25 protein-coding genes and 1 pseudogene are annotated in these 24,353 nt (G+C 60.9%); 22 read left to right on the forward strand and 4 right to left on the reverse strand.

Annotation, left to right across the window (positions count from 1 at the left end; translation table 11 throughout):
* A partial coding sequence (locus tag AWT75_RS10260; RefSeq protein ID WP_204376925.1) for a hypothetical protein occupies positions 1-330 on the reverse strand: 330 nt, incomplete at its 3' end.
* 130 nt (positions 331-460) lie between these two features.
* On the opposite strand from AWT75_RS10260, the gene mutY reads away from it, so the two are divergent.
* From mutY to AWT75_RS10345, 18 genes and pseudogenes are all read left to right on the forward strand, one after another.
* On the forward strand, positions 461-1,501 hold the full coding sequence (gene mutY / locus AWT75_RS10265; protein ID WP_420835421.1) for an A/G-specific adenine glycosylase: 1,041 nt from the start codon (positions 461-463) through the stop codon (positions 1,499-1,501).
* A 54-nt stretch (positions 1,502-1,555) separates the two neighbouring features.
* A complete protein-coding gene (locus tag AWT75_RS10270; protein WP_062789085.1) occupies positions 1,556-3,760 on the forward strand; it encodes a RelA/SpoT family protein in 2,205 nt (734 codons plus the stop codon).
* 9 nt (positions 3,761-3,769) lie between these two features.
* Positions 3,770-4,198, forward strand: a complete 429-nt coding sequence (locus AWT75_RS10275) for an NUDIX hydrolase (protein WP_045846626.1) — start codon at positions 3,770-3,772, stop codon at positions 4,196-4,198.
* A 137-nt stretch (positions 4,199-4,335) separates the two neighbouring features.
* The gene (gene deoC, locus AWT75_RS10280; RefSeq protein ID WP_062789086.1) at positions 4,336-5,103 is read left to right on the forward strand and encodes a deoxyribose-phosphate aldolase; all 768 of its coding nucleotides are present in this window, start codon (positions 4,336-4,338) and stop codon (positions 5,101-5,103) included.
* A 98-nt stretch (positions 5,104-5,201) separates the two neighbouring features.
* Positions 5,202-6,545 (forward strand): thymidine phosphorylase, encoded by a 1,344-nt coding sequence (deoA, locus tag AWT75_RS10285; protein ID WP_062789087.1) that lies wholly within the window; start codon positions 5,202-5,204, stop codon positions 6,543-6,545.
* Positions 6,542-7,756 (forward strand): phosphopentomutase, encoded by a 1,215-nt coding sequence (locus AWT75_RS10290; protein WP_062789088.1) that lies wholly within the window; start codon positions 6,542-6,544, stop codon positions 7,754-7,756. The genes deoA and AWT75_RS10290 overlap by 4 nt, the downstream gene beginning before the upstream one ends.
* Positions 7,757-7,780: 24 nt before the next feature.
* On the forward strand, positions 7,781-8,491 hold the full coding sequence (gene deoD / locus AWT75_RS10295; protein ID WP_062789089.1) for a purine-nucleoside phosphorylase: 711 nt from the start codon (positions 7,781-7,783) through the stop codon (positions 8,489-8,491).
* A 12-nt stretch (positions 8,492-8,503) separates the two neighbouring features.
* Positions 8,504-8,986 carry a hypothetical protein gene (locus AWT75_RS21245; RefSeq protein ID WP_153013291.1) on the forward strand — a complete coding sequence of 161 codons (483 nt, stop codon included), beginning with the start codon at positions 8,504-8,506 and terminating at the stop codon, positions 8,984-8,986.
* 37 nt (positions 8,987-9,023) lie between these two features.
* Entirely contained in the window at positions 9,024-9,458 is a 435-nt protein-coding gene (gene rplM / locus AWT75_RS10300; RefSeq protein ID WP_045846621.1) for a 50S ribosomal protein L13, read from the forward strand.
* 10 nt (positions 9,459-9,468) lie between these two features.
* The gene (rpsI, locus tag AWT75_RS10305; RefSeq protein ID WP_045846620.1) at positions 9,469-9,861 is read left to right on the forward strand and encodes a 30S ribosomal protein S9; all 393 of its coding nucleotides are present in this window, start codon (positions 9,469-9,471) and stop codon (positions 9,859-9,861) included.
* A gap of 372 nt (positions 9,862-10,233) precedes the next feature.
* Complete coding sequence (locus tag AWT75_RS10310; RefSeq protein WP_062789090.1) at positions 10,234-11,550, forward strand: PDC sensor domain-containing protein; 1,317 nt, start codon at positions 10,234-10,236, stop codon at positions 11,548-11,550.
* Positions 11,551-11,597: 47 nt separating this feature from the next.
* Positions 11,598-12,217: pseudogene (locus tag AWT75_RS22145) on the forward strand (methyl-accepting chemotaxis protein).
* Positions 12,214-13,257 carry an N-acetyl-gamma-glutamyl-phosphate reductase gene (gene argC / locus AWT75_RS10320; protein WP_045846618.1) on the forward strand — a complete coding sequence of 348 codons (1,044 nt, stop codon included), beginning with the start codon at positions 12,214-12,216 and terminating at the stop codon, positions 13,255-13,257. The pseudogene AWT75_RS22145 and the gene argC overlap by 4 nt, the downstream one beginning before the upstream one ends.
* A gap of 95 nt (positions 13,258-13,352) precedes the next feature.
* Positions 13,353-13,703, forward strand: coding sequence for an iron-sulfur cluster insertion protein ErpA (gene erpA / locus AWT75_RS10325; RefSeq protein WP_045846617.1), 351 nt, complete (start codon positions 13,353-13,355; stop codon positions 13,701-13,703).
* Positions 13,704-13,778: 75 nt separating this feature from the next.
* On the forward strand, positions 13,779-14,642 hold the full coding sequence (locus tag AWT75_RS10330; protein ID WP_062789092.1) for a CheR family methyltransferase: 864 nt from the start codon (positions 13,779-13,781) through the stop codon (positions 14,640-14,642).
* Positions 14,643-14,752: 110 nt separating this feature from the next.
* The gene (locus tag AWT75_RS10335) at positions 14,753-16,009 is read left to right on the forward strand and encodes a D-amino acid dehydrogenase (RefSeq protein ID WP_062789093.1); all 1,257 of its coding nucleotides are present in this window, start codon (positions 14,753-14,755) and stop codon (positions 16,007-16,009) included.
* Positions 16,010-16,086: 77 nt separating this feature from the next.
* Positions 16,087-17,286: a formate-dependent phosphoribosylglycinamide formyltransferase gene (purT, locus tag AWT75_RS10340; protein WP_062789094.1), complete on the forward strand. Its 1,200-nt coding sequence runs from the start codon at positions 16,087-16,089 to the stop codon at positions 17,284-17,286.
* 3 nt (positions 17,287-17,289) lie between these two features.
* Entirely contained in the window at positions 17,290-17,676 is a 387-nt protein-coding gene (locus AWT75_RS10345) for a group II truncated hemoglobin (protein ID WP_045846613.1), read from the forward strand.
* A gap of 66 nt (positions 17,677-17,742) precedes the next feature.
* Here the strand turns inward: AWT75_RS10345 and AWT75_RS10350 are convergent, their stop codons facing one another.
* Complete coding sequence (locus tag AWT75_RS10350; protein WP_045846612.1) at positions 17,743-18,171, reverse strand: PaaI family thioesterase; 429 nt, start codon at positions 18,169-18,171, stop codon at positions 17,743-17,745.
* A 111-nt stretch (positions 18,172-18,282) separates the two neighbouring features.
* A complete protein-coding gene (locus AWT75_RS10355) occupies positions 18,283-18,642 on the reverse strand; it encodes a dihydroneopterin aldolase (protein ID WP_045846611.1) in 360 nt (119 codons plus the stop codon).
* A 72-nt stretch (positions 18,643-18,714) separates the two neighbouring features.
* Between AWT75_RS10355 and plsY the strand changes: the two genes are divergently transcribed.
* On the forward strand, positions 18,715-19,341 hold the full coding sequence (plsY, locus tag AWT75_RS10360) for a glycerol-3-phosphate 1-O-acyltransferase PlsY (RefSeq protein ID WP_062789095.1): 627 nt from the start codon (positions 18,715-18,717) through the stop codon (positions 19,339-19,341).
* Positions 19,342-19,402: 61 nt separating this feature from the next.
* Here the strand turns inward: plsY and AWT75_RS10365 are convergent, their stop codons facing one another.
* On the reverse strand, positions 19,403-20,362 hold the full coding sequence (locus AWT75_RS10365; protein ID WP_045846609.1) for a histone deacetylase family protein: 960 nt from the start codon (positions 20,360-20,362) through the stop codon (positions 19,403-19,405).
* Between the two features lie 95 nt (positions 20,363-20,457).
* On the opposite strand from AWT75_RS10365, the gene AWT75_RS10370 reads away from it, so the two are divergent.
* From AWT75_RS10370 to AWT75_RS10380, 3 genes are read left to right on the forward strand one after another with little or no spacing between them, the layout of a single operon-like run.
* The gene (locus tag AWT75_RS10370) at positions 20,458-21,357 is read left to right on the forward strand and encodes an AAA family ATPase (protein WP_045846608.1); all 900 of its coding nucleotides are present in this window, start codon (positions 20,458-20,460) and stop codon (positions 21,355-21,357) included.
* A complete protein-coding gene (locus AWT75_RS10375) occupies positions 21,341-22,291 on the forward strand; it encodes a DUF58 domain-containing protein (RefSeq protein ID WP_239689541.1) in 951 nt (316 codons plus the stop codon). The genes AWT75_RS10370 and AWT75_RS10375 overlap by 17 nt, the downstream gene beginning before the upstream one ends.
* Complete coding sequence (locus tag AWT75_RS10380) at positions 22,288-24,249, forward strand: transglutaminase TgpA family protein (protein WP_062789096.1); 1,962 nt, start codon at positions 22,288-22,290, stop codon at positions 24,247-24,249. The genes AWT75_RS10375 and AWT75_RS10380 overlap by 4 nt, the downstream gene beginning before the upstream one ends.
* The last annotated feature ends 104 nt before the right edge of the window (positions 24,250-24,353 follow it).

Here is a 24,353-nt window from a genome sequence, read left to right on the forward strand (position 1 = left end):
ACGCGGCTCGAAACGGCGCTGCTCGCCATCGCGCGGCGGGTAGGGCTTGCGCTCACGGTCGTCACGGTTGAACGGTTTGCGCTCGCCATCACGGGCATCGAAACGGCGCTGTTCTCCCTGGCGTGGCGGCTGGCCTGCTGCCGGACGGCGTGAGGAGTAAGGATCGCGCGGGCCGTCGGCTGACGGTGCCTTTTTCTGGATGATGGGTCCCTTGGCCGTGCCATCGGCGGGTGCGGCGGCACTACCAGCGGCAGGCTGAGCGGAGGAGGTGTCGCTGCTGCTGACATCGCGGCGCAGATTGGCGCGCTGGCGTGAACGGAAAGTGGCCATGGGTACATCCTTCAAATAAGCAAGCTTTAAGCAATCTTCCATTTTACCTTATTTGCAGGCGCACTGCTTGGTGCTGCTCCGCCTTTCAGGTAGCATGTCCGGTTCCCTTTTGTTTTGGCGCGGCTTTGCCATGTTGCAGGATTCATTTGCCACCCGTCTGGTGGCCTGGCAGGAACAGCACGGCCGGCACGATCTGCCCTGGCAGGTGAGTGACCCTTACCGGGTATGGCTGTCCGAGATCATGTTGCAGCAAACGCAGGTGACTGCGGTGCTGGGCTATTACGCCCGCTTCCTGCAGCAATTCCCTGACGTGGCCAGCCTGGCGGCCGCGTCTGTCGATGAGGTGCTGGCCTTGTGGAGCGGCCTTGGCTATTACAGCCGGGCGCGCAATCTGCACAAGGCCGCCCGCATGGTGATGGATGAATTTGGCGGACGGTTCCCGCAACAGCGCGAGGACATCCAGCGGCTGCCTGGTGTCGGGCGCTCTACTGCTGCCGCAATTGCAGCCTTCGCCTTTGGCCAGCGGGAAACCATTCTGGACGGTAATGTCAAACGCGTCTTGACGCGTTGCTTCGGCATCAGTGGTTTTCCCGGTGAGAAGGCAGTGGAAAACCGGCTGTGGACGCTGGCAGAATCCTTGCTGCCGGCTGACGCTGCGCAGATGACTGCCTACACCCAGGGCCTGATGGATCTTGGTGCCACCGTGTGCGGCCGCAAGCCGGCCTGTACCGTGTGCCCGATGGTGGATGGCTGTGTAGCCGCACAGCAGGGGCGTACCCATGAGTTGCCCACTCCGCGACCAAAGAAGGCGGTGCCCACCCGTCACACCGTCATGTTGCTGGCACAGCATGGCGACAAGGTGTGGCTGGAGCGCCGGCCGCCTACGGGTATCTGGGGCGGCTTGTTATCCCTGCCAGAATTTGCCGACTCCATGGCGGTGGAAAGCTGGCTGGCCGAGCAGGGCAGTGGTGATGTGCTGCCCTCCTGGCCGGAGCTGGAACATGTGTTTACCCATTTTCGCTTGATCATCACCCCGGTGCCGGTACGGCTGGATACGCTGGCCGACTCCCGGGTACAGGATTCCGCCGGCCAGTGGCTACCATTGGCGCAGGCACTGGAGGCCGGATTGCCCGCCCCGGTCAAACGGCTGTTGCAGCGTTTGAATGCGTGAGTGCGGCGTATTGGTATTCTTTTTTCGTGCAGCCTTGCTGCCCAGGTGTGAAATATGGTTTCCGTAGTGCGTTCGATGGCCGATACCCTGGCCGATGCAGCCGACCCGAAACGGTGGCTGGAACAGATGTCCGCAGCCCTGCCTGAGGCCGAAGCCAGCTTGCTGGCACGCGCCTTTGATGCCGCGCGCGAGCTGTACCGCGGCAAGGGGCTGGTGAGCACCGGCGAGGACCTGTTCAGCCATGCGGTGTCCGCTGCGGCCATTGTGGCCGACCTTAACCTGCTGACCGACGCCATTGTCGCCACCCTGCTGTTTGCCGTGCCGGATCACAAGCCCGACTGGCAAGGGTGGATGACCGAGAATTTCGGCCAGACCGTCACCGTGCTGGTGGATGGGGTGGGCGGTGTGCGCCGCATTACCGAGCTGGCGCGCATCGACAAGCTGGAAACCCCGGAAGAGCGTGCCCGCCAGGCGGAAACCATGCGCAAGATGCTGCTGGCCATGGTGGCGGATATCCGCGTGGTGCTGATCAAGCTGGCCTGGCGTACCCAGACCATGCATTACCTGCCCCATGTGCATGATGAAGCGGTGCGGCGCGCCATCGCCACCGAAACGCTGGACCTGTTTGCCCCGCTGGCCAACCGCCTGGGTGTGTGGCAAATCAAGTGGGAGCTGGAGGACCTGGGCTTCCGCCACACCGAACCGGACAGCTACAAGAAAATTGCCAGGCTGCTGGACGAGCGCCGGCTGGAGCGCATCGACTATATCGACCGTGTCCTCGAGACGCTGCGCGCCGAACTCAAGGCCGCCGGGGTCAAGGCCGAAGTGGCCGGGCGGCCCAAGCATATCTTCTCCATCTGGAAGAAGATGAAAAAGAAAAAGCTCGACTTTACCGAGCTGTACGACATCCGCGCCGTGCGCATCCTGGTGGAAAAACTGCCGGACTGCTACACCGCGCTGGGCATCATCCACGGCATGTGGCAGCCGATTCCCGGCGAGTTTGACGACTACATTTCCCACCCCAAGGCCAATAATTACCGCAGCCTGCACACCGCGGTGATCGGCCCGGAGGACAAGGCGCTGGAGGTGCAGATCCGTACCTTCGAAATGCACGAACATGCCGAATTCGGCGTGGCTGCGCACTGGCGCTACAAGGAAGGCGGCAAGGGCGATGCGCAGTACGAGGAAAAGATTTCCTGGCTGCGCCAACTGCTGGACTGGCGCGAGGAAATGTCCGACCGCGAAGGCCTGGCCGAAGCCTTCAAGACCGAGCTGTTCTCCGACACCATCTACGTACTGACCCCGCAAGGCCGGGTGCTGGCGCTGCCACATGGCGCCACCCCCATCGACTTTGCCTACGCCATTCATACCGGCCTGGGCAACCGTTGCCGGGGTGCCAAGGTGGAAGGGCAGATCGTGCCCCTGTCCACGCCGCTGCAAAACGGCCAGCGGGTGGAAGTGCTGACCGCCAAGGAAGGCGGACCTTCGGTCAACTGGCTGCACGATGGCTGGGTGAAAAGCCACCGCGCCATCTCCAAGATCCGCCAGTACATCCGCATGCAGAATGCGGACACGGTGCGCGAAACCGGCAAGCAGCTGTTCGAGCGCGAACTGGCCCGCCACCCGCATCAGCAACCCAATCTCACCCTGCTGGCGGAAAAACTGGGTTACGCCAAGCTGGAAGAAGTGTACGGCGCGATGGGGCATGGTGAGCTGAGCACCCGCTCGGTTGCCAATGCGATTGCCAGCTTTGCCCCGCCGCCACCGGCGGATGTGGAGCCGGAAAGCATCATCCGCGCCAGCAAGGGCGGCCATGATGCGGGCGGCATCCTGATTGAAGGGGTGGACAACCTGATGACGGTACTGGCCAAGTGCTGCAAGCCGGCACCGCCGGATGCCGTGGTCGGCTTCGTCACCAAGGGCCGTGGCATTTCCATTCACCGCACCAATTGCCTCACGCTCAAGCGCCTGTCGGCCGATGTGCCGGAACGGCTGATTGCCGCCGGCTGGGGCGATCAGAAAAGCAGCGTGTTTCCGATTGATATCGAGGTGGTGTCGCTGGATCGTGGCGGTTTGCTGCGCGATATTTCCGACGTGCTGTCCCGCGAAAAGCTCAACCTGATTGCCGTCCACACCCTGTCGCGCGATATGCGTGCCAAGATGCGCTTCACCGTGGAAGTGCGCCAGGTGCAGGACATCAGCCGCGTGCTGGCGCGCATGATGGAGCTGCCGGGCGTCACCGATGCGCGCCGGGTGTAAGCACTGGTCATGAGCGAGCCGTTTTGCGGTACCAAGGCAGCGCTGTTTTATCAGGACAGCCTGCTGGTGTATCTGCGGGATGACAAAGCGGGGCTGCCCTTTGCCGCCTGCTGGGATTTTCCCGGCGGCGGGCGGGAAGGGCAGGAGAGCCCGTTTGCCTGCCTGCAACGCGAAACGCGGGAAGAATTCGGCATCCTGTTACAGCCTGCACAAATCGTCTGGCAGCGCAGCTATCCCAGCTGGCACCGGCCCGGAGTGCAGAGCGTGTTCATGGCGGGCAGGCTGGAAGCCTCCCAGGCTGAGGCCATCCGCTTTGGCGACGAAGGCCAATACTGGCGCTGGATGAAACCCGGGGACTATCTGGCACAAAGCGCAGCGGTCCCCTACCTGCAGCAACGCTTGCAGGACTATCTGCACGTAGCGGCAATACGCACGTAATAAATGCCGCCTGGCGCTCATGCCAGGTGACAGTACGGTCATTGCCGATTGATTTCAATTGAAGATATTTCCATAATCGCTCCTCTGAATCTGCCGGCCATCGCCAGCCATGCAGATGACAACCAAGCAGGAATCCCATGTCAGAACTCATCACTGCCGCGCGTCGCGCCCTGTCCATGATGGACCTCACCTCTCTGAACGATGACGATACCGATGCGCGCATCGTTGCCCTGTGCCAGCAAGCCAGCAGTAATGCCGGTACGGTGGCGGCAGTCTGCGTCTATCCCCGTTTTGTTGCACTGGCGCGCCGCACGCTGGATGAGCTGGGCCTGCAACAAGTCAAGGTGGCTACGGTCAGCAACTTCCCGGCTGGTGGCGATGACATCGGGCTGGCTGTCGCCGAAACCGCAGCGGCCATCGCAGACGGTGCTGACGAGGTGGATGTGGTGTTTCCGTACCGTGCCCTGCTGGCAGGCAATGCCGAAGTCGGGGCCGAGCTGGTGGCCGCCTGCAAGGAAGCCTGCGGCGACAAGCTGCTCAAGGTCATCATCGAAAGCGGCGAACTGAAAGAACCGGCACTGATCCGCCAGGCCAGCCTGATCGCAATCGAGGCCGGGGCCGACTTCATCAAGACCTCCACCGGCAAAGTGGCGGTGAATGCCACGCTGGATGCCGCCGGCATCATGCTGGCCGCCATCCGCTCCACCGGTGCACAGTGCGGCTTCAAGGCCGCGGGCGGCGTGCGCACTGCAGCTGAAGCAGCCGAATACATCGACCTGGCCGAACACCTGCTGGGCGAGCACTGGGTGAGCCCGGAACATTTCCGCTTTGGTGCCTCCAGCCTGCTGGCCAATCTGCAGGCAGAAATCAGCGGCGGGGCAGCCACTGCCGGTGGCGCTTACTGAGCCACGCCACCGCAATCAGCTGCATGCAGGCCGAAGCCCGTCTTCGGCCTTGTCTATTGGCAGGGCGGTCGGCCTTGCCCACCCAGCAGGAGAAACCCATGTTTTTACCTCAGGAAGTCATCCGCAAGAAGCGCGATGGTCAGATGCTATCCACCGAGGAAATCCGCCAGTTCGTGGCCGGCATCACCGATGACAGCGTGGCCGACAGCCAGATAGCCGCCCTGGCCATGGCGGTGTATTTCCAGGGCATGGAGCTGTCGGAAAATGTTGAACTGGCCATGGCCATGCGTGATTCTGGACGCTGTCTGCGCTGGGACGACCTGCACCTGCCAGGACCAGTGCTGGACAAGCACTCCACCGGTGGGGTGGGCGATGTGGTGTCGCTGATGCTGGGGCCGCTGATTGCCGCCTGTGGCGGCTTTGTGCCGATGATTTCCGGTCGCGGTCTGGGGCATACCGGGGGCACGCTGGACAAGCTGTCGGCCATTCCCGGCTACAACCCGTTTCCCACGCCGGAACGCCTGCGTCAGGTGGTGCGCGAAGTCGGCGTGGCCATCATCGGCCAGACCAGCGATCTGGCCCCGGCAGACCGGCGCTTTTACGCCACGCGAGACATCACGGCCACGGTGGAATCCATCGCGCTGATCACCGCCTCCATCCTGTCCAAGAAACTGGCTGCAGGGCTGGATGTACTAGTGATGGACGTCAAGGCCGGCAGCGGCGCCTTCATGCCCACCATGGCACAGTCCATTGCGCTGGCCGAACGCATTGTCCATGTCGGCAATGGCGCCGGGGTCCGTACCCGCGCCCTCATTACCGACATGAGCCAGCCGCTGGCCAGCACCGCCGGTAACAGCCTGGAAACCCTGGAAGCCGTGCGCTACCTGCGTGGCGAGGCTACCAACCCGCGCCTGCATGCCGTCACCATGGCCTTGTGCAGTGAAATGCTGCTGGCCAGCGGCCTGGCCAAGGATATGGTGGATGCCGGGCAGCGGCTGCAAACAGCACTGGACTCCGGTCGTGCCGCCGAAATCTTCGGTCGCATGGTATCGGCACTGGGTGGGCCGGCCGACCTGCTGGAACAGCCGGAACGCCATCTGGCAGCAGCACCGCTGGTACGCCCGGTCTATGCTGAGCATGGCGGCTTTGTCACCGCCATGGATACCCGCGCACTGGGCATGGCCGTGTGCGCCCTGGGCGGTGGTCGTCGTCGGGCCAGCGACCAGCTGGACTACCGTGTCGGACTGAGTGGCTTTGCCGAACTGGGTGCCGAACTGATGCCGGACACCCCCTTGCTGTTCATCCATGCCGCCGACGCCGCCAGTGCCGACGAAGCCGAACGCCGGGTGCGCGAGGCCATTCAACTCGCGCCGCAAGCGCCCGCAGCACTGCCGCTGGTGTATCAGACCATCCGCCAGTCGGAACAGGAGCCATCGCAATGAAACGCGCCATCATTCTGATACTGGATTCGCTGGGCATCGGGGCGGCTGCCGATGCGCCATTGTTCGGCGATGCAGGCAGCAATACCTTGGGCCATATCGCCATGGAAGCCGCTGCCGGCCGTGCCGACAAGGGGCGCAGCGGTCCCTTGCAATTGCCCAATCTGTCCCACATGGGACTGGGTCATGCCTGCCAGCTGTCCTCCGGCTATTTCCCGGAAGGCATGGTGCAGGCGGCACCGATCGCTGCCTACGGTTATGCCCGCGAGCTGTCCAGCGGCAAGGACACGCCGTCCGGCCATTGGGAAATCGCCGGTGTGCCGGTGCTGTTCGACTGGGGTTATTTCACCGACAAGGACAACAGTTTTCCGCCTGCCTTGCTGGATGAGATTGTCAGCAAGGCCGGTTTGCCAGGCTTCCTCGGCAATTGCCATGCGTCTGGCACTGAAATTCTCGACCGCCTGGGCGAGGAACACATGCGCACCGGCAAGCCCATTTTCTATACTTCGGCCGATTCGGTATTCCAGATCGCCTGCCACGAAGAAACCTTCGGGCTGGAGCGCTTGTACCAGCTGTGCCAGATCACCCGCGAAGCGCTGGAGCCTTACAATATCGGCCGCGTCATTGCCCGACCGTTTCTGGGAGAGGGCAAGGGCGGCTTTGTCCGCACCGGCAACCGCAAGGACCTGGCACTGCCGCCGCCCGCTGCCACCGTGCTGCAAAAGCTGGCCGACGCCGGCGGGCAGGTGGTGTCCATCGGCAAGATTGCCGATATCTATGCCCATGTCGGCATTACCGAACAGCACAAGGCCACCGGTTTCGACCAGATCTGGGATGCCACGCTGGCGGCCATGCGTAACACGCAGGAACGCGCCATCATCATGGCCAACTTCGTCGATTTCGATTCCAGCTATGGTCATCGGCGTGATATCGCCGGTTACGCCCGGGCGCTGGAAGAGTTCGATCGCCGTCTGCCCGAAGTCATGGCTGCCTTGCAGCCGGACGATATCCTGATTCTGTCGGCCGATCATGGCTGCGACCCTAGCTGGTCCGGCACGGATCACACGCGCGAGCATATTCCGGTGCTGTGTTATGGCCATGGCGTGCCCGCCGGCTCCATTGGCGCGCGCAGCACCTTTGCCGACATCGGCCAGAGCGTGGCCAGCCATCTTGGCCTGCCTGCCATGGATTACGGGTCTTCCTTTCTGAACTGAGCACGCCACACAAGGAGAAGCACAATGGCTACCCCGCACATCAATGCCCAGAAGGGCGATTTTGCCGAAACCATGCTGATGCCCGGCGACCCGCTGCGCGCCAGAATGATCGCCGAAACCTTTTTGCAGGATGCCCGCGAAGTTACCAGCGTGCGCAATATGCTGGGCTATACCGGCAGCTACCAGGGCAAGCGTCTGTCGGTGATGGCACACGGCATGGGCATCCCCTCTGCCAGCATCTACACCACCGAGCTGATCCAGCACTACGGGGTTAAGAACATCATCCGTGTCGGCTCCTGCGGTGCCGTGACCGCCAAAACCCAGCTGCGCGAGTTGTACATCGCCATGGGTGCCTGTACCGACAGCAAGGTCAACCGCATGCGGTTCAACAATCATGACTTTGCCGCCATTGCCGATTACACCTTGCTGCGTACCGCCATGGATGCCGCCGAGCGCTTGGGCCGTACCGTCAATGTGGGGAATGTGTTTTCCGCCGACCTGTTCTACGGCGTGGAACCCACCATGCTGGAAGTGCTGGAGCGGATGAACGTGCAAGTCATCGAAATGGAACTGGCCGGTATCTACAGCGTGGCTGCGCAGTACGGTGCGCGTGCGCTGGGTATCCTGACGGTGTCCGACATCATCCCGACCGGTGAAGCCACCAGTGCGGAAGAGCGGCAAACCACCTTCCGCGAGATGATGGAGCTGGCGCTGGAGACGGCAATCCGCTTATAGCAACATGCTGCCATGCAGCAGCGTGGTTTCGCTAAAACGCGCTCAGCTACTGCTGCCCTGCCGCTGCAAAGCAGGTTTTCTGAATGCCAATCAGGGTGGCAAGCAAGTTATCTGTCTGATTTATTGTTTAATATCAGTAGCTTGCTGATGTGTTGCAGTTGGCGCACTATTTTTAGTGCAGTGCACAAAAAATACTTGCCAAACCAGGGGGTGGTCCTGATAATGAAACCTGCATCAGGACGTGGCATGCAATGTGTGCGTTTTGGTGTTGTCTCCTCCATCCTCCTTCTTTTAGGTGGAACTTGGCGCAATCAACATGGATTGCGCTTTTTTTTTGCCCGGCGCATGCCCGGCTGCCGGCAATCAAGTATTCTCTCGTCCATATGGCGTTTTTCTGCCCGGTTGTGGCAAAAAAGACCGCTTTCCCGTCCCGTTTCAGCATTGTCATTTGCTTTGTTACACAATGGTTTGACAGTGGGAAGGGCACTGCATTAGAATCCGTAACTTTCAAGAATTACGATGGAAGAGTTCCATGAAGACCTTTTCTGCCAAGCCGCATGAGGTTAAGCGCGAGTGGTTCGTGGTCGACGCCGAAGACAAGGTGCTGGGTCGCCTCGCCGCCGAAATCGCTCACCGCCTGCGTGGCAAGCACAAGCCGGAATACACTCCGCACGTTGATACCGGTGACTACATTGTTGTAGTCAACGTTGACAAACTGCGTGTTACTGGTACCAAAGCGCTGGACAAGAAGTACTACCGTCACTCCGGTTACCCGGGCGGTATCTACGAACGCAACTTCACCGAACTGCAAAACCAGTTCCCGGAACGCGTTCTGGAAAAAGCCGTTAAAGGCATGCTGCCGAAGGGTCCGCTGGGCTACGCCATGATCAAGAAGCTCAAGGTGTACGCTGGTACCGAACATCCGCACACTGCCCAGCAGCCCAAAGTGCTGGAATTTCGTTTTTAAGGCATAGAGAATGAACGGTAAATACTACTACGGCACCGGCCGTCGCAAGAGCTCCGTAGCTCGCGTGTTCATGCAAAAGGGTAGCGGCCAGATCATCGTTAACGGCAAGCCGGTTGACGAATACTTCTCCCGCGAAACCGGTCGCATGGTTATCCGCCAGCCGCTGGTTCTGACCGAAAACACCGAATCCTTCGACATCAAGGTTAATGTTGTTGGTGGTGGTGAAACTGGTCAGGCAGGTGCTATCCGTCACGGTATCACCCGCGCTCTGATCGACTTCGACGCAGTCCTGAAGCCGGCTCTGTCCGCTGCAGGCTACGTAACCCGCGATGCGCGTGAAGTTGAACGTAAAAAAGTCGGCCTGCGCAAAGCTCGCCGCGCCAAGCAGTTCTCCAAGCGTTAATCGCCTGGTGCTGTTTATGCAAAAGCCGCCTTCGGGCGGCTTTTTCTTTTGCTGTTGGCTGTCTTTCTTCCCCGCCGCATTGCTTCTTTCCTGTTGCTCCCATCTTGCTTGCCCAAGTCGAAACAGTTCCGCTGGTATCTTCTTGCGGTGGCTGTTTCTTTACCTGAAATAATACCCTATTCATATTAATGTCTTTAAGCTGTCATTTAAATTGATTAGTTTACAAAGAAAATGGCAGCAAGTTTAACGGGTTTACCCTGGTGAATAGTCGGTGTATGGTGGCCCACTTTTGTCTTTTGGCCCACGCCGTCCAGTGGGCAGGTTGTAGCCCGGTAAGGCTGCCGCCAGGATGCAGATCAACAGGAAATCCAGATGTCTTTGAAGCAACGCCTGCTCGCCTTTGTCGCACTACTGTTAGTGATTGTCATTACTCTTCTGGCAGTCTTGTCTTACCAACGCATGCGCGCAGAAATCATCGTCGGGGTGCGTCATGAGTTGGACGCCGCCATGCTGGGAAACCGCAGCGCACTGGCCAACTGGCTGGGCCAGCGCAAGGATGCGGTGGAGGCCGCGGCGACATCGCTGCTGGATACTGGTGACATCCTGCCCCAGTTGCAGGAAGGCAAGACGGCAGGCCGCTTCGACCAGCTGTTTGCCGGTTATGCCGACAAACGCATGGTTTACCAGCTGGCTGACAAGCATGCGCCGGAAGGTTACGACCCGACTTCCCGTCCCTGGTACAAGCAGGCGGCTAGTGCCGGCGGCAGCATCGTGACTGAGCCTTATGTGTTTGCCAGCACCAAGAAGCTGGGTGTGACCGTGGCTCATCCCTTGCTGCGCAACCAGCAGTTGCTGGGTGTGGTGGGCGGCGACATTTCGCTGGAAGGCATCATTAGCCTGGTGCAGGGCATCAAACTGCGGGGCGATGGCTACGCTTTTCTCGCCACCCGCAGTGGCAAGATCGTGGCGCACCCTGCTGCCGACAGTACGCTCAAGCCGGTGGCGGAGGTAATGCCAGGCCTGGATGCCGCCCTGCTGCAGCAGGCCGATGCCGGCAGCAAGCTGGAGGAGCTGCAAATCGGTGGCCGCACGGTATATCTGCAACTGTCGCCGGTGCCCGGTTCTGACTGGGTGCTGGGCAGCGTGGTGGACAAGGACGTCATCCTGGCGCCGTTGCAGGGCTTGCTGATTACGCTGGTGGTGGCCGGTGTGCTGTGCGGCGTGCTTGCCATCGCACTGGCACAGCTGGTACTCACCCGTCTGCTGCGCGGACTGATGCGCTTGCGTGATGCCTTGCTGGAGATTTCCAGCGGCCATGCCGACCTTACCCACCAGCTGCATGTCGGACAGCAGGATGAAATCGGCCAGACCGCGGAAGCATTCAACCGCTTTGTGGCCAGCCTGCGTCGCATGTTCATTGATGTGCGCGAGCATGCGATTGCACTTAATGGCGAACTGGACAGCCTGCAACAGGTCACCCACACCGTGCGCGCCAGTCCGAGCGGCAGTCGGAGGTATCCAGCGCCGCCGCGGCCACCATCGAGCAGATCACCGTCAGCATCAATCACATTGCCGATAATGCCGCGATGGCGGAACAGGCGGCCAGTGAGACCGGCACCACTTCGGCCCATTCTGCCCAGGCGGTCGGCCGTCTGGCCGACGATATTGCCAATATCGCCGAGGAAGTAGGGCATTTGGGGACGGCACTGAATGCACTGGGTGAACGTTCCGGGCAGATGAATACCATTATCGGTGTGATCCGCGACATTGCCGACCAAACCAACCTGCTGGCACTGAACGCAGCCATCGAGGCCGCACGCGCTGGCGAGGCTGGCCGCGGCTTTGCCGTGGTGGCCGATGAAGTGCGCAAGCTGGCTGAGCGCACCGCCAAGCGACCGTGGAAATCGGCCAGCTTATCGATGCCACGCATGGTGACATCCATACCGCACTGGACGACATGGCAGACACCCAGCGATCGGTGGCCAGTGGCGTGGCAGCGTCGCGTACGGTGGCGCAGGACATGTCCGGCATTCAGGGCCGGATTGCCGAGGTTGTGGCCGGTATTCACGACATTGCCGATTCAACGCGTGAGCAGTCGGTGGCCACCACGGAAATGGCACGCGCCTCCGAGCAGGCCAACCGCGCTACCATCGAAACCGATCAGGCGGTGCAAGGTGCCATCAAACCGTCAGCCAGCTGCACCAGCTGTCGGCCGATTTGCAAGCCATGGTGGCCCAGTTCCGGCTGTAAGCCAGCGGCCTGTGTGGCACAAGCCAGATCGCGGTTGCATCGTCTCGGCCTAGTCCTTAGACTGTCGCTTTTGCGACGTTTATTTACACAAGGAAGTACAGCATGATCAAGGTGGGCATCGTCGGCGGTACCGGTTACACCGGTGTCGAACTGTTGCGTCTTCTGGCCGGGCATCCCGGTGCCGAGGTGGTGGCCGTTACCTCGCGTAAGGAAGCAGGCATGAAAGTGGCCGAGATGTTCCCCAGCCTGCGCGGTCGCGTGGATGTGGCCTTCTCCACTCCGGATGAAACCCCGCTGGAGCAGTGCGACGTGGTGTTTTTTGCCACCCCGCACGGCGTGGCCATGGCCCAGGCGCGTGAACTGCTGGCAGCCGGCGTCAAGGTGATCGACCTGGCGGCGGATTTCCGCCTGAAAGACCCTGCCGTATTCCAGCAATGGTATGCGATGGAGCATAGCTGTACCGACCTGCTGGCCGAAGCCGTTTACGGCCTGCCGGAAGTCAACCGCGATGCCATCCGCGCAGCGCGTCTGGTGGGCATGGCCGGTTGCTATCCCACTTCGGTACAACTGGGCCTGCTGCCGCTGCTGGAAGGCGGCAAACAGCTGATCGACACCCAGACGCTGATTGCCGACTGCAAGTCCGGTGTATCCGGTGCCGGGCGCAAGGCCGAGGTTGGCGCACTGTTGGCCGAAGCCGGTGACAACTTCAAGGCCTATGCCGTGAAGGGCCATCGTCATTCGCCGGAAATCGAGCAGGGCTTGTCCGCCATTCATGGCGGCCCGGTCAAGCTGACCTTCGTGCCGCACCTGACCCCGATGATTCGCGGCATTCATTCCACCATCTACGCCCGCATCAAGCCCGAGGCGCTGGATACCGATTTCCAGACTCTGTTCGAGCAGCGCTATGCCGGTGAGCATTTCGTCGACGTGCTGCCGGCCGGCAGTCACCCGGAAACCCGCAGCGTGCGCGGTTCCAACACCGTGCGCATTGCCGTGCATCGTCCGGGCAACGGTGATCTGCTGATCATCCTGGTGGTGGAAGACAATCTGGTGAAAGGCGCATCCGGTCAGGCGGTGCAAACCATGAACCTGATGTTCGGCCAGCCGGAAAACGCCGGTCTGGACATTGTTCCGCTGCTGCCGTGATGCAGGAATGATTGAATATTGGCCATTCGCCCTGATATCCGACTAAAATAGTAGGTGAATGGCTGCGAGGCCGAAATCGATTTGCGAGGTGAACCATGTCCGAGACTACCGAAATGCCGTCCCCGATCAACTTTACCGACAGCGCCTGCAACAAGGTGCTGGACCTGATCGCGGAAGAGGGCAATCCTGACCTGAAACTGCGTGTGTTCGTGACTGGTGGTGGCTGCTCCGGCTTCCAGTACGGTTTTACATTTGACGAAATCGCCAATGAGGACGATACCGCTATAGAGAGAGACGGTGTCACTTTCCTGGTCGACCCGATGAGCTACCAGTATCTGGTGGGTGCGGAGATCGACTATCAGGAAAGCCTGGAAGGCTCCCAGTTTGTCATTCGTAACCCGAATGCCACCACCACCTGCGGTTGTGGTTCTTCCTTCTCGGTGTAAACCGGCGGGCAGACAAACAGGAGTAGAATGAAAACCCGGACTCAGTCCGGGTTTTTTTGTATCGGGGGAAACAAGATGAATAAACTGCCACCACTGGTGTTGCCCAAGGTTGAATTCAACCGTGAATTCAGTTTCAGCGATGCGGACTTCGAGCGTATTCGCAAACTGATTTACAAGGAAGCCGGTATTTCGCTGAACCCGTCCAAGAAGGACATGGTGTACGGCCGCCTGGTAAGACGCATCCGTGAGCTGAAGCTGGCTACCTTTGCCGCCTATGTGGATTACCTCGAATCGGTCTCCGGCAAGCGGGAGTTCGAGCAGTTTGTGAATGCCCTCACCACCAACCTCACCTTCTTTTTCCGCGAAGAACATCATTTCCCGATTCTGGCGGAACACCTGAAGCAAAGGGCGGCGGCAGGTGCCAGTGAGCTGTCCATCTGGTGCGCGGCATCCTCCACCGGTGAAGAGCCGTATTCGCTGGCCATTACCGCGCTGGAGGCCTTCCCGCTGTCCGGCAAGCCTGCCATCAGCATCATGGCGACCGATCTGGATACCAGCGTGCTGGAAACCGGCCGCAAGGGTATTTATCCGGAAGACAAGATTGCCCGCCTGCCGCCCGGTCATGCCCACAAGTATTTCGACAAATTGCCGGATGGCACCTATCAGGCCAAGGCGGTGCTGCGCAATATGATTACCTTCCAGCGCCTGAACCTGATCGAAAACAACTGGGCGCTGCGCAAGCAGTTCGATGCCATTTTCTGCCGCAATGTGATGATTTATTTCGATCGCGACACCCAGTTTGCCGTGTTGAAAAAGTTTGCCCCGCTACTCAAGCCTGATGGTCTGCTGTTTGTCGGCCACTCGGAAAACTTCTATTTCGCCTCGGACTACTTCCAGCTGCGCGGCAAGACGGTGTATCAGCACACACCGAAAAAGTAGCGTTTCCCCCATTGAGCCCTGCTGCGCTGCGGCGTAGTATCCGGGGTCTCAATCGGCTGAGCCGGACGGGCAAGCATGACTTGCCCGTTGTCACGTCTGCTGGAGTCAACATGAAGGTAGCTGTGCTGGGATCAGGCGTGGTGGGGGTGTCCACCGCCTGGTTTCTGGCCCGTGCAGGGCATGAGGTAGTGGTGCTGGACCGCGCCAGCGGGCCGGCGCGTGAAACCAGTTTCGCCAATGGCGGGCAAATTTCCGTCAGCCAGTCCGAGCCCTGGGCCAACCCGGCCGCCCCCTGGCAAATCCTGCAGTGGCTATTGCGCGACGATGCCCCGCTATTGTTCCGCCTGCGGCTGGACCCGGCCCAGTGGCGCTGGTGCTGGAAGTTCCTGCTGGAATGCCGTGGCAGCCGTGCCGAACGCAATATGCGCCAGATGCTGGCGCTGGGCCGCTACAGCCGCGATACCCTGCAAATGCTGCGCGCCGAACTGAATCTGGATTACCAGCAGCAGACGCGTGGCATCGTGTCCTTGTTTCATACCCAGCGCCAGCTGGACGAGGCCGCCCATGTGGCCGCGCAAATGCGCGAGCTGGGCATGGACAAGCACATCATCAGCCGTGAAGAACTGGCACGCATCGAGCCGGCACTGGCCGGCATTGCTCCCACGCTGGCCGGTGCCAGCTACTGCCCGTCGGACGAATCCGGCGATGTGCACCTGTATACCTGCGCCATGGCCGAGCATGCAGCGCGTGCCGGGGTGGAGTTCCGTTTCAATACCCGCATCAATGCGCTGGAAACTGACAATGGCCGCATCAGCGGCGTGTCGGTCAATCTGCCGGAGGGCAATTACCGCCGCGTGACAGCGGATGCCTACGTGCTGGCGCTGGGCAGTTACTCGCCTTTGCTGGCGGCACCGTTGGGGCTGCGCCTGCCTATCTACCCGTGGAAGGGCTATTCCGCCACCTTGCCCCTGCGCGACCCGGCCACGGCCCCGCTGGCCAGCATTACCGACGAAGCCTACAAGGTGGTGATTTCCCGTCTGGGCGCGCGCCTGCGCATTGCCGGGACGGCGGAGCTGGCCGGTTACTCCAGCAGCCTGAATGCGGTGCGCTGTCAGGCCTTGATCAAGCGTGGCCAGGCCTTGATGCCGGAGGTGGCCGACTGGGATGCCGCCGAGTTCTGGAGCGGCTTGCGCCCGGCCACGCCCGGCAATGTGCCGCTGATCGGCCGCAGCCGCTATGCCAATCTCTACTTCAATACCGGGCACGGCACGCTGGGCTGGACCGAAGGCGCGGGCAGCGGCAGGGCGCTGGCGGAAATCATCAGCGGTCGCACTCCGCCGATTGATTTTGCCTTTCAGGGTGTTTGATCCGGCGCAGCGGGTAGCACGGCAGCAATGCTAAAATGCCGGCCTGGATTATTTCATTTTCTAACTGGAGTCGGACCATGCGTATCGGAACCCCGCACAGCGCCACTGCGCTGCGTGTCATGCTGCTGGGCAGCGGCGAGCTGGGCAAGGAAGTTGTCATTGCATTGCAGCGCCTGGGGGTGGAAACCATTGCGGTTGACCGCTACGCCGGTGCTCCGGCCATGCAGGTGGCGCACAGCAGCCATGTCATCAATATGTCGGATGCCGCCGCGCTGCGTGCGTTGGTGGAGCAGGTGCGCCCGCATCTGATCGTGCCGGAAATCGAAGCCATTGCCACCGAAGAGCTGCTGCGCATTGAGGCTGATGGTCTGGCCGAGGTGATCCCCACCGCCCGTGCTACCAACCTCACCATGAACCGCGAAGGCATCCGCTGTCTGGCGGCGGACGAGCTGGGCCTGCCCACTTCGCCGTTTGCCTTTGCTTCCTCGCTGGACGAATTGCAGCAGGCCATCGACGCCGGCATCGGCTACCCCTGCCTGGTGAAGCCGGTGATGTCCTCCAGTGGCAAGGGCCAGTCGCTGCTGCGTGGGCCGGACGATGTGGCCAAAGCCTGGGAATATGCCGTCAGTGCCGGCCGTGTGGACAAGGGCCGGGTGATTGTCGAAGGTTTCATCGACTTCGATTACGAAATCACCCAGCTCACCGTACGTGCCAGCGATGGTCAGGGCGGTATTGCCACCCACTTCTGCGACCCCATCGGCCATCTGCAAAAGAACGGCGACTACGTGGAGAGCTGGCAGCCGCAGCCGATGAGCGAACTGGCACTGCTGCGCGCCCGTGAAATGGCCAAGGCCGTGACGGATGCACTGGGCGGACGTGGCCTGTTCGGGGTGGAGCTGTTCGTCAAGGGCGATCAGGTATGGTTCTCCGAAGTCAGCCCGCGCCCGCACGATACCGGGCTGGTGACACTGGCTACCCAGCGCTTCTCCGAATTCGAACTGCATGCGCGCGCCATTCTGGGCTTGCCGGTGGATGCCAGCCTGCGCAGTGCCGGTGCCTCGGCAGTGATTTACGGTGGCATGGAAGAGCAGGGCATTGCCTTTGAAGGCGTGGCCGAAGCACTGGCGGTGCCGGGTGCCGACCTGCGCCTGTTCGGCAAGCCGGAAAGCTTTGTCCGCCGTCGCATGGGCGTGGCGGTGGCCCAGGCGGATGATGTGGCCACTGCGCGTGAGCGTGCCTTGCTGGCCGCTTCGCTGGTCAAGCCGGTAAAGGACTGAGCCATGCAGGAAATGACGCCATACGAGCTGATGGGTGGTGAAGGCGTGGTGCGCTGGCTCACCAACCGCTTCTACGACATCATGGACAGCGATCCTTCGGTCAAGGTGTTGCGCGACATGCACCCGGCTGATCTGGCGGGTTCGCGGGAAAAGCTGTTCATGTTCCTGTCCGGCTGGCTGGGCGGGCCGGGCTTGTACATGGAAAAGTTTGGTCATCCGCGCCTGCGCATGCGTCACATGCCGTTTGCCGTGGATGGGGAAATGCGCGACCAGTGGATGCAATGCATGACCCAGGCAGTGAACGAACTGCTGGTGGAGGACTGGCTCAAGGCCAAGCTGCTGGAAGCCTTCTATAACACCGCAGACTTCATGCGCAATCAGGAAGAGTAAGCGCCGGTCTGATTCAGCGTAACCGGATAACCCTCTGCACGGTCATTGCCAGCAGAGGGTTTTTGTTTATCTGTTGTCGGGCAACGGCGGAATGGAATAAGTACCGGTGACATGGGCCACCGGCTCGTCACTGCCCGCGGAATACAGCAGCACCTCGCCCACGGCCAGGCGCTTGCCCAGCTTGAGGATGCGGCCTTCGGCAATCACATCTTCCTGCGGTGGCTTGCGCAGGAAATTGATATTCAGGCTGGTCGTCACTGCCAGTTCCACCTTGCCTATCATGCCCAGCACCACGGCATACAGGGTGGCATCGGCCAGCGCCATCAGGGCCGGGCCGGCAATGGTGCCACCGGGGCGGATCAGGTCGGGGTTGAAGTGCATGCGCATGCGGGCGGTGCCATGGGCAATGTCCTCGGTACGCATGCCAAACAGCTTGACCAGCGGCAGTTCGCTGTCGATCAAGGCCTGGAACTCTGCAACGCTGATCTGGCTCATGGTTTGCTCTGGTGATGGCAGGGCATCATGGTGCATGACCCTTACGTTAACGTCAATTTACCGCCATCATCCATGACCTGATGGCGGCCAGGACAATCCGTGGTGAAATTTTCAGCGCGGACGGTGACCACGCTCGATCAGCACGCCAACGCGGCGCACGCCGGGCAGAATGCCCAGCTTGGTGACGGAAACCTGCACCCAGGGTGCGCCAAAGTCTTCGCGAATCACCTTGGCGATATATTCCGCCAGCGCTTCGAGCAGCAGGAAGTGCTGTTCCGACAGTGCCTTGCGCAAGCGTTCCACCACCACGCCATAGTGAATGGTGTCGCCGATATTGTCGGTGTGGCAGGGCACTTCACTGGGAATGCCGATTTCCAGGTCGATTTCGATGGTTTGCGGATTTTTCCGCTCCCACTCATAAACACCGATAATGGTGTCGGCGCGTACTTCGCGCAGGAAAATGATGTCCATTACTATGCCGGGAGTTGGGCTTTGTCGCCCGATACCGTAAAATCCGAAGCCTTCTATTCTAATGGATACACCATGACCACGACAGCATTTGCCTTCATTGTTGCGGCCTACCTGCTGGGCTCGCTGTCTTTTGCCGTGATCGTGAGCAAGGCCATGGGCATGGCCGACCCGCGCAGCTACGGCTCGGGCAACCCCGGTGCCACCAATGTTCTGCGTACCGGCAAGAAACTGGCCGCGGTACTCACTCTGCTGGGCGATGGGGCCAAGGGCTGGGTGGCGGTGGCGCTGACGGCCTGGTTCGGCCCGCAATACGGACTGGGTGAGCAGGCCATTGCCATGTCGGCACTGGCGGTGCTGATCGGCCACATGTGGCCGGTATTCTTCGGCTTCAAGGGCGGCAAGGGTGTGGCCACCGCAGTGGGCGTGCTGTTCGGTTTCAATATCTGGCTGGCACTGGCGGCCATTGCCACCTGGCTGTTCATGGCTTTTGTGGTGAAGATTTCCTCGCTGTCCGCCATCGTTGCCTGTGTGATGGTGCCGGTGTATGCCTATTTCATCGTGCAGCCATCCTCGCCGTATTTTGGCACCTGCATCATCATTGCCATCCTGGTGATTCACCGCCACAAATCCAATCTGATCAAGCTGCTGACCGGGCAGGAAGGCAAGATTGGCGAGAAGGCCGAGAAAAAGGGCAATTAGTCGCTTGCCGACAAACTAAAAAGCCACCGCATGCGGTGGCTTTTTTTGCAGCCTTTGGCCGTCAGCCGTCCGACAGCACCTTCACATGGGCGGTTACGCTGCGTGCCAGCGAGGACAAGTCATAGCCGCCCTCCAGTACCGAGACGATGCGGCCATCGGCATACTGGTCGGCAATCTGCATCAGGTGGCGGGTCACCCACTCGTAGTCGGCCTCCACCAGCCCCAGTGAGCCCATGTCATCCTCGCGGTGGGCATCAAACCCGGCAGAGATAAAGATCATCTGCGGCTGGAAGTCGTGCAGGCTGGGCAGCCACACGTTTTCCACCACTTCGCGGAATTCCCGCCCGGTGCTGCCGGCCTTGAGCGGCACGTTGACCATGTTCGGCCCTACCGGGTTGTCACCGCAGTAAGGGTAGAAGGGGTGCTGGAAGATGGACACCATCATCACGCGCGGGTCGTCACGGAAGATGTCTTCGGTGCCGTTGCCGTGATGCACGTCGAAGTCGATCACCGCAATCCGTTCGAACTTGTAGGTGGACAGCGCATGGGCAATGCCGACGGCGATATTGTTGAAGAAGCAGAAGCCCATCGCCTTGTCGTGTTCTGCATGGTGGCCCGGCGGGCGAATGGCACAGAAGGCATTGGGTGCCTTGTCCTCGCACACCATTTCCACCGCCTTGATCACCGCGCCGGCGGCGCGACGTGCGGCAGGCAGGGTGCCCGGTGCCATTGCGGTGTCCGGGTCCATGCGAAAGGTGCCAACCGATGGCGCACAGGCCTCGATGTATTCCACATAGCGTGGCGGGTGCACCCGGGCCAGTTGCTGCTCGGTGACCTCCGGTGCTTCCACCTCATGCAGGCTGTCGTAAATCTGTGCGGCCATCAGTTGATCCTTGATGGCAACCAGGCGTTCCGGGCATTCCGGGTGGCCCACCCCCATATTGTGCTGCAGGCAGACAGAATGGGTGATGTAGGCAGTGAGTCCGTTTCTCTGTAGACGGTTTTTGAGCCAAGTTAACACGAGCGTTTCCTTGTTGCGTACGATTGTTTGCGTACAATGGACGCGAGTTTTATCTTTATGTATTTTCGATAAATACTGCGCGCAACCGGGTCCAAATGCAATCACTCAGCCTTGCCTATCGTCAACTGAACACGCTTATCCTGGGGAAGTCTCGCGCCGTCCGGCTGGCGCTGACCTGCCTGATCGCCCGGGGCCACCTGCTGATCGAGGACGTGCCCGGCGTGGGGAAAACCACGCTTGCCCATGGTCTGGCTGCGGTACTGGGCCTGCATTACCAGCGGGTGCAATTCACCAGCGATTTGCTGCCGGCCGACATTCTCGGCGTCAATATCTACCAGCGTGAAACCGGCACTTTCCGCTTTCACCAGGGACCGGTGTTCAGCCAGCTGTTATTGGCCGATGAAATCAACCGTGCCTCGCCCAAGGTGCAATCTGCCTTGCTGGAAGCCATGGAAGAGCGTCAGGTCTCGATTGATGGTGAAAGCCATCCGCTGCCCCAGCCGTTTTTTGTGATTGCCACCCAGAACCCGTCCGAACAGTTGGGGACTTTTCCGTTGCCGGAGTCGCAGTTGGACCGTTTCCTGATGCGCATTTCCCTTGGCTATCCGGCGGCCGATGCCGAGCGGGCACTGCTGCTGGGACAAGACCGGCGCAGCCTGCTGGCAGACATGACCCCCTGCTTGCAGGGCGATGGTTTGTTGCAACTGCAGCAGAAGGCAGCCGCGCTCACCGTCACTGCCGATCTGGCTGATTATGTGCTGGCGCTGTTGCAGGCCACCCGGCAGGAAAGCAGTTTCCTGAGCGGCCTGAGTCCGCGGGCTGGCCTGGCCTTGCTGTCGGCGGCCAGGGCATGGGCGATGCTGGAAGGGCGTGACCACGTATTGCCGGAAGATGTGAAAGCCATTTTCCCGGCAGTGGCCGGCCATCGACTCGGTTTGACCGGGGATGCCACGGCCAGCCTCACTGCCTTGCTCGACCATGTTGCCATTCCGTAAGCGCCTGCGTAGCTGGTGGTGGCGGCGTCTGCCGCGGGAGGCGGTCTGCCGGCTGAGCCAGCGGCGCATCTATCTGCTGCCCACCCGTTTTGGCTTGCTGCTGTTGGCCGTGGCCGCTGCGGTGTGGGTGGGCGCGCTCAATTACGCGGTCAGCCTGGCTTACGGGCTGGCATTCTGGATCATCAGCCTGTTGTTGCTTGCCGTGCTGATGGCCTACCGGCAATTGGCCGGCCTGCAATTACAGGTGGAAGCCGGGGAAAACACTTTTCTTGGCCAGGTGGCTAACTGCCGCCTGTCGCTGATCAATCAGGCTGGTGTGGAGCGACAAATACATCTGTGGGCAGAAGAAGGAGAATGCGCTGTACATTGCCAGCTACCGGCGGGTGGCCAGCAGTCGGTCAGCATTCCGCTGTTGCTCAATCGGCGTGGGCCGCATGCCTACCCGGTGCTGCAAATATGGAGCACGGCGCCTTTTGGCCTGATTCGTGCTTTTTCCTGGTGGCGTCCGGACGCCACTGTGCTGGCCTACCCACACCCTTTGCCAGACCGCATTCGTCATGCTGATGGCTTGCAAACGGGCAAAGGGCGCAGCCGGGGTGAGGGCGAGGAAGACTTTTCCCATCTGGCTGAATATCAGGCGGGCGATACGCCACGCCAGATTGCCTGGAGCATGCTGGCGCGGCGCGATGTATTGGCCAGCAAACGCTTTGTCAGCCAGCCGCGTGGCCATGCCGTGCACGAGCTGGCCTGGCAGGATTACCCGGCAGCACTGGACGTGGAAACCCGGCTGTCCCGTTTGTGCTGGCGCCTGTTGCAGTGTGAGAAGGCCGGCCAGCGCTATCGCGTGCGTTTGCCCGATACGGTGATCGAACCGCAGGCAGGTCAACGGGAAAGGGCATTGGCCGCGCTGGCCAACTGCTCACTGCCATCATGAAACATTCTTTGTTCCGCCCCGCAGAAATGGCGGTGCTACTGGCCGTGGCGCTGGTCATCGTCCCCTTGTTGTTCTATCTGCCGTTCTGGTTACCGGCCCTGGTCGAGCTCATGCTGTTGCTGCGCGCATGCCTGCTGCTGCGCCACTCCCGCCTGCCCGGTTTGGCTGTGCTTCTGCCCTTGCTGGTGTTGGCAGCGGCTGGTGTATGGCTGAATCTGAACACGCTGATTGGCCGGGAGGGTGGGGCGGCATTGTTGATCCTGCTATTGGGCTTCAAGGTTTTTGAGTCCCGCCAGCAGCGTGACTGGCAGGTCGTCCTGGCGCTGGGGTTCTTCCTGAGCGCCATCCCCTTGTTATTCGATCAGAGCCCCTGGTCCGCGTTGTGGCTGGTCATCAGCCTGCTCGCCTTGACCTGGGCCATGTTGCGACTGGCCGGGGATATTCCATCAGGCAGTGCCCGCACCGCGGTACAAGCCTTGTTGCTGTCCCTGCCGCTGATGCTGGTGTTGTTTGTGGTGATGCCGCGCTTGCCCGGCCCCTTGTGGAGCATGCCGCACGATAGTCATACCGCGCAGACCGGCCTGTCCGACAGCATGGAACCAGGCAGTATCAGCCAGCTGGTTCAACGTGAGGATGCCGCATTTTCCGTGGTGTTTGCCGGCCAGGCACCCGCCGTCAGCCAGATGTATTGGCGCATCATGATCCTGGACGATTTTGATGGCCGTCGCTGGCAGAACGTACATGGCCTGCAACAAGAAACCGTGCAATTGCAAGGCGGTCAACTGGTCCGTTACCGGCTGACCGGCAAGCCTGTCCGCTCCCGTCTTCCCTTGCTGGAGTACCCCTTGCAAGCACCCGGAGGCGGCGTGCTGGAGCCGGGCCGCCTATTGCGTCTGGCCAGTGACAGCGATGATGCGGTGCGCATTGATGCTGCCAGCCTGCTTGGCAGTCATTACCGCCAGTCTCTGAGCCAGAGCGATCAGGATTTCTACCGCCGCCTGCCGCCGGGCAATCCGGCCAGTCGGCAGCTGGCGATGCAGTGGCGCATGCAAAGTCAGGATGATGCCGGTTTCGTGCACGAGGCCCTGCTGCATTTCCGCCTGAATGGCTATCGCTATACCTTGACGCCGCCCTTGCTGGAAGGCGACAACTCGACGGATGCCTTCCTGTTTTCCACCCGTCAGGGCTTTTGCGAGCATTACGCCTCGGCCTTTGCATTCCTGGCACGGGCTGCTGGTATTCCGGCCCGGGTAGTTACCGGTTACCAGGGCGCGCAGTACAACCCGGTAGGCCGGTTCTGGCAAGTCCGCTCATCGGATGCGCATGCCTGGGTCGAAGTATGGTTGAAGGAAAGCGGTGAGTGGCTGCGGGTCGATCCGACGGCGGCGGTTGCGCCACAACGGGTCAGCGATGGTGTCAGCCAAAGCATTCCCTCATTGCAGCCTGCCGTGCCCTTGATGGGCAGCCGTATCCCTGGCTGGTTGCTGCCGCTGCAGCAAAGCTGGCAGGCTGCCGGCTTTGCCTGGCAGCAGTGGGTGGTGGGCTACGATGCGGCCCGACAGCTCAATCTGTACCGTCTGCTGGGCCTTGGTGAGGCGGTGGATGCCGCCGCCGTCTTGCGCGCATTGCTGTTTGGTGGTGCCCTGGGTCTGTTGCCATTGTTGTGGTGGTGGCGCAGGCGACCCGCGATGGCACCATTGCAAGTGGGCCGCAACTTGTTGGTGGCTGCATTGCAGTGTCACGGCATCGCGATTCTGCCCAGTGACGGGCCGCTGGACATGATGAACAAGGCTGCGCATCTGCCAAAGGACGTGCGTGTCCTGCTCAAGCAATTGCTCAAGGAGTATGCCGCCATGCGTTATCGGCATGCTGAATTGCCTGCCAGGCAAGTGCAGGCCTGGCTCGGACAAGTGCGCCGTTTTGCGCAGCAGGCTCGCAAGCAAAGGCGGCACAGCTGAGTGAATGTGCCAGATTCAGGGGGAGGACTACGGCGACGTTTGCCTGAGAAGACTGGTCGTGTGTCTTGTCGCGGGCAAACAAAAACCCCGCCGTTACGGGCGGG

The organism is Aquitalea pelogenes, from assembly GCF_001515305.1.
Lineage (GTDB): Bacteria > Pseudomonadota > Gammaproteobacteria > Burkholderiales > Chromobacteriaceae > Aquitalea > Aquitalea pelogenes.